Here is a 5,878-nt window from a genome sequence, read left to right on the forward strand (position 1 = left end):
CCTGCCGCTTCAATCAGCATGCGAACGGCGCGTTCTTTAATCTCAGGAGTATAGGTTTGTCTTTTCATTGTCGTATTCTCTCAGAATATTAGGTCTCCGACAATCCCGGGGCGGTTCAGTGAGAATTGATCGTCAACATATCATCTATGATAGTGATTATCTCAATCAGATTATTGTGTATACCATGAGTCGTGCTAGCAAGGAGATGTGGGGAATATGGCGTTTGAATGTGTGCGAAAAAGGCATGTTTTCGTCTTGTCCCTTGCTATGGGAAGGTGGCGCCAAACCCTTATCTGTTGTGAGTGCAGACAAACGAAATGATCCCAAAGATCGTCCTATTTTACCTTGTGTATTGCCCATACGTCAGCAGTTATACCAGCAATGGGCGGAACATTATGACCACGCGAGTGCAAGCTTGATGAGATCTATCACAGATATGATCTATCGCTATGACTTTGGTATTGTGGGATGTTATTACAATGATACTTGGGATGAGTACAGCAGTGAGGCAGAGCAAATCGCTAACAGGCTAATCAAGGAGAGCGCTGATAGTGCCGATGAGGTTCTCGCGATAATGACTACGGTCTATGACGTGTCATTTGGTGCTGGATATACGAGGATTCCTATGGATGTCGCTGAGCACATTTATGGTCTATGGTTGAAGTATAAAAGTAATGATAATAAATAAAAAAATCCTTAAAAGGAGAGCACTATGATGTTTCCCATTGAAAATAATGACACATTTTTACTATTCTTTCACGGTCTTGATTCAAGCAATGAAACCACTAAATATACTTGTATTAGCCGTGAGCCCAAAACCTGCCAAACCGTCAATTATCGAGATAATTTCAACGAGATTTTTGATATTTATGAGGCGTTAATTTTAGAAAAAATGCGCGAGTATCCGAGAGTCGTCTTGGCAGGGCACTCACTTGGTGGCTGGTTTGCCAATCACTTCGCCCACAAATACAATTTGCGTGCGCTATTAATAGCACCTTGCATTTATCCCAGTGAGGTTTTAGCAGACCGCATACCAGACGTGGCTGATATGAAACTGTCATTTCCGACCTCGAATACTGAGATGGTACGAGTCATGGTTGAGGTTGATGATGAATGCTTAGATGTGGCCGTCGCCAGACGTACGCTCGTCAACTTACCTGATAGCTGGGAAGTGGAGTATTTTGAGCGTGGTCATCACCGTATCGCCCGTAGCGAAGACATTTGGTATCACTTGGTTCATCTGTGCGAAGACCCCATTGTCTGGATGGATGACGCGACATATCATGGGGAAGATTAAATACCATCAGCCTTGCAGTAAGGCATTATTAATTACTATTATAAAGAACTAAAAAACTATCGTGGGTTTAACGGTTTGCCAAGTTTTTCAATAATCACTTAGCAAACATTGCAACTTCCAGCACGATATAGAACCACTCTGGTAAAGCGCATGAGCCTGTACTCCGACAAGGCTATTCATGCCTGATTCGATGAGCCTATTTGGGCTTATTCTTATTGTCGGAGTTCAGGAGTCACTGATGTCTCATATCAATAGCCAAAATCTCACGCCTTCCAAATATACTCATCGTTATACGCCGCGGCATCCTTTGGCAAAAGAGGCGGTTAGCCAAATAGAGAAATGTGAACGACGTTCGCAAGATATTGTCCAAGCCATGGGTTATCCGCCAAAACACATCATATCCGCCTGTGGTCGTCTGCGTCATGTATTGTCTAGCGACATACTAGGACTTAATGCGACAGATATTGATAGCTACTTTACTGCTCATGAATTCTTAAAAACACTATTGCCAGTGCTCGAAATAAGGTACGACACCTTTGCAGATGATATTGCGCAAATCCAATATGACTTGGCGCATTATCCTTATCCGCTACCGCAATATCACTTGCGAGCGGTCATCGACTTTACATGGAGTGAGGGCGCTAACTGGATGTCGCGCGGCGTGGCTAGCAGTAAAGCTGTTGCGTATTTACCGCAAAATATTGCCAAAATGAATGCGGCAAAGCGTGAGTTGGTGATTCAACAATGTCTGGCTGCGCATTATGCAGAATATAACGGTCACTTGCCGTATAATGGCGTGATTAACGGTTATCAACTTATCATTGAACAGCGTCATGAGATGGTTGATAGCATCGAGTATGATCTGCCGCAGTGTGAGTAGGATGTGATACATCACTCATCAATTGGTAGCATTAACATTTAACACAGCATACCCAAATAAAAAGGCCGTCCCCAATGACCGATACTAATCCTTATAACCCGTATAATTTTGCACCTTTACAGCCGACTGGTAGAAACGAGACCGATACTGCCAACACTTATGCGCCTGAAGACATGATTAAAATATATGAGCAGCAGTTTTTGATACCAGTACCTGAAGAAAAGCTGACCGAGTTTTTACCCGCGCTAAAAAGCTTCTATGATATCGACGATCATACGTTAGATGTGAGTGCCATTATTTTCGACGCAATCGCAGACGCCTCTATCATTTACAATCATAAGGTCAAAGTGGGCGACTATCAAATACTAGGTGGATTGATAGAGGAAGTGATTGAATACGATGAAGACAGTGATGAAAGTAATAAAGATGACCAAGCCACTGAAGACCTATCCGTTGAAGACAAAGACATTCAAGCCTATACACTAGAATGTAAGCGTACTTTTTTCATTAATGAGGTAGAGATACCTTATCATTTCAACTTGTTTATTTATGGTGACGGCTATTCTACTTTAACCAAAAAAGAAACCGTGCTAGAAAAAATGTATTGGTTCGTTAGAGGAAGATTTGAAGAAAATCTATTAGACGACACTGAAGATAATGACAGTTTAGACTCGATCAATGAACAGCTAGCCAGTTTGGGTATTCGGGAAATGGATTTGACCACCATAGACGAAGTAATAAGCTATGTGGAAGACAGTATTATAGATGATGCCATGGTAGAGGCGCTTAACAAGTTATTAGATGCAGCTGAGTAGGTAGCTATCCATAAAATTGATGTCAGGACAATACGTTTTAACGTCAATTTTTATAAGAGCCGTTGTAAAAGAATATTTATATAAGATTAGCTATAAAAGACTATTGATATAAGGCACATTGCTATGCAACAAACACAGAATTCTGTGGATCAAAGACAAGATATTATAGAACACAGACCCGTATTTATGCCGAGAACCAACAGTGACAATCTGGTAAAAACAGATATGGTTAGGTTTGAGCGGCATGTGGGGTTTGCCAGTCGCCAAAAGAAAAAATCCATTAATGATATGCATCAAGTCATTCGCAAAAAGTATGGCTTTAGTCATGTCCTTGAGCTATCGAGCAAGTCTGGTAATAAATTGAGTTTTCCGCTGAGTCCATTAAGCTTGAAGCTAACAAATGAACAAGATGGGCAGCAGTACAGTGTCGAAAATGCCTTTCAAAGCAGTATGATTTTTGAGGATGGTGGCCCCTATACTGACTTGTTAAGTGCGCCGCCAAGACAAGCCAGAAAGGACGAGCGCTTAATGACCTCGGGTGAACTGATTGGCTATAATTATTTTGGTATGGAGTGGAGCGTAGAGCCATTGACCACATTTTATGATTGGCTCTATGTAAATGCCCTAAAGCAAAACCCGCATTTGCATGAAGAAGTTATGCAATATCAAGCCTTTACGGATCGTGAGTTTAATCCTAAAAAGTCTATCCATTGTGCGGCTTATGCACTGGCGATGTTTGTGGCGCTCAATAAACGCGAGTTGCTCGATAACATTGAAGACCCCGCAGTATTTTTTAATTTATATCATGAATTCAAAATAAGTAATACTGAGCAGCTTTTAGAAGCGGGTTGGGTTTGATCGTTAAAGCGGTAATTTATGCAGTAAAAATTATCAAGATAAACTTATGATATGCTAATCAAGCGACTTTATGATATATGAGAATAGCCAAGCTTGTCTTGGCTTTTTCATGCCTAAAAAATTTTCATGCCTAAAAAATCAAGCACCTTAGTCTGGTTGATTTTAGCGTTATATATTTCAACAGAACGCTTATTACTCTTAATTATGTAGATGTGATATAAACTTACGAATACTAGGGCATGTCCTCATTTTAAAAGTGGCGATAAAAATTAGATAAATTGCAGTCAAACAAGGATAATATCGAGATATTAGTCAGCTATTTGACACCGTTTGGCAAGATTTAGCCATTTTTAAACCATTTATATAACTATCGATTGAATTGAGGACGCGCCCTAAGTATGACTATAATTCTAGAAAATTAGACAAAAAAAATCCCCACTTCTTATTTAAGAAGTGAGGATTTTAGTGCTTTTATAAGCCATATTTGGAGCGGGAAAAGAGATTCGAACTCTCGACCCCAACCTTGGCAATGTTAACTGATCGATTTTCATTGGAATGTGTAATTCTACATTAACCTGTATATATTGATATATAAGGGCTTTGAGATGGTTAATGAATTATAGCTTTAAGGGCGGATTAAGTAAACGTATTTTTTAGTCTGAATATGGTCACCCTAATATTAGGGTCTTTTGACCACTTACCCCCTACTCGAGGGATAAGCGAAATCCACTGCAATGTTAGTTATATCTTATAACCTGTTTAGTATTTTCCCTAAAAAGCAGTGAGTCTTTCGTTTTTTACCTGCCGTTTCTGATATTGAGTGCATCGAACTATTTTTAATATATAACGGTTATGCAAATATATTCCTTTCTAACTTAGTATCATATGGTTGTATACCTATCGTATTTTCTCATGGAATGTTTATCAGATCTCATCATCTATTATCATAAAAAGGTGTACTAAAAACCTCAGCAAGCCAGAAAACGCTTTACCATTTGATGTCTGTTCGTCAGTAATACAAATGCCAAATCTGATAGTGCGAGAGTTGGAAGGTTTGAATATGATTTTTGAGTTCTCTGATTTTTTATCAGTAGTTCTATAGATATCATGGACAGTAGCTTTTATACCTTCATTACCTGAAATCATCCACGACTGTGCAGGTAAAAGTCTCACGCTAATCTGTACAAACCTTAGAAACTCCTCTATATCTTTTACTGGAAATGAAAGATAGGCATTATCAATAGTGATTTTTTGTCTAACTATCTGTAGAAACCATAGGTAGTCCGCATGTTGTTGATCACGTAAGATCCATACTGATTTTAGTATGACGGGTAGAAGCTCATAGTTTTCTCTACTTTTCATATTTTTTGGTTGTCGTTGATCCGTTGTTTCAATGAAGCGACATTTTCCCTGGCTAGTAGTAATCTGGGCTATTTGCTCAGCGCGCTTAGCGAATACTTGGCCATCTTCAAACTTTATAAATGAATGGTTTGACGATAGTCTGATATCGCTGCTTTCCTCTAGCAGCTGTAAGAATTTGATAAGTTGATTAATGCCATAGCGGTGAACCCTATCGTCTGCCATATTAGTAGTGAATACATCACTTTCCTTGAACCGATTAGCAGTATCAATAGTAAGGTTTACTGGAATATCTCGACTTTGATTTAAGGTCAGTTTCTTTGCCAATTTGCGAGTATCGGAGATGGATATCTTATCATTGATAATTGAGACACTATTCGACTTGAGTCTATCTTTACTAATACCAGTAATATTTTTAAAGATAGCGTAATCTAATTGCATTTCTGTATTGGCAATAGCGTATGTAGTCATGAGCATTGCCGAATGAATGTAATACTCAAAGCTACGATTAGGAGATATATGTCCTACTAATCCTGAAATTGCATACCATTGAACCGCCCCGGGATTGTCGGAGACCTAATATTCTGAGAGAATACGACAATGAAAAGACAAACCTATACTCCTGAGATTAAAGAACGCGCCGTTCGCATGCTGATTGAAGCGGCAGGC

Annotated in this window: 6 protein-coding genes; 5 read left to right on the forward strand and 1 reads right to left on the reverse strand. The window is 39.4% G+C overall.

What is annotated here, in order from left to right:
* Positions 1-118 precede the first annotated feature (118 nt).
* The 5 genes from ACP69U_RS13515 (at position 119) to ACP69U_RS13535 (ending at position 3,850) form a co-directional block, all read left to right on the forward strand.
* A complete protein-coding gene (locus tag ACP69U_RS13515; RefSeq protein WP_426138803.1) occupies positions 119-688 on the forward strand; it encodes a hypothetical protein in 570 nt (189 codons plus the stop codon).
* A 24-nt stretch (positions 689-712) separates the two neighbouring features.
* Positions 713-1,297: an alpha/beta hydrolase gene (locus tag ACP69U_RS13520; RefSeq protein ID WP_314886382.1), complete on the forward strand. Its 585-nt coding sequence runs from the start codon at positions 713-715 to the stop codon at positions 1,295-1,297.
* 238 nt (positions 1,298-1,535) lie between these two features.
* On the forward strand, positions 1,536-2,177 hold the full coding sequence (locus ACP69U_RS13525) for a hypothetical protein (protein WP_314886380.1): 642 nt from the start codon (positions 1,536-1,538) through the stop codon (positions 2,175-2,177).
* Between the two features lie 74 nt (positions 2,178-2,251).
* Positions 2,252-2,992, forward strand: a complete 741-nt coding sequence (locus ACP69U_RS13530; protein ID WP_314886379.1) for a hypothetical protein — start codon at positions 2,252-2,254, stop codon at positions 2,990-2,992.
* 123 nt (positions 2,993-3,115) lie between these two features.
* Positions 3,116-3,850 (forward strand): DarT1-associated NADAR antitoxin family protein, encoded by a 735-nt coding sequence (locus ACP69U_RS13535; protein WP_390890600.1) that lies wholly within the window; start codon positions 3,116-3,118, stop codon positions 3,848-3,850.
* A gap of 924 nt (positions 3,851-4,774) precedes the next feature.
* On the opposite strand, the gene ACP69U_RS13540 is transcribed toward ACP69U_RS13535, so the two are convergent.
* Positions 4,775-5,680, reverse strand: coding sequence for a hypothetical protein (locus tag ACP69U_RS13540; RefSeq protein ID WP_426138804.1), 906 nt, complete (start codon positions 5,678-5,680; stop codon positions 4,775-4,777).
* Between the last annotated feature and the right edge of the window lie 198 nt (positions 5,681-5,878).

Source organism: Psychrobacter sp. TWR1-1-1 (assembly GCF_049895865.1).
Taxonomy (GTDB): Bacteria; Pseudomonadota; Gammaproteobacteria; order Pseudomonadales; family Moraxellaceae; genus Psychrobacter; species Psychrobacter immobilis_A.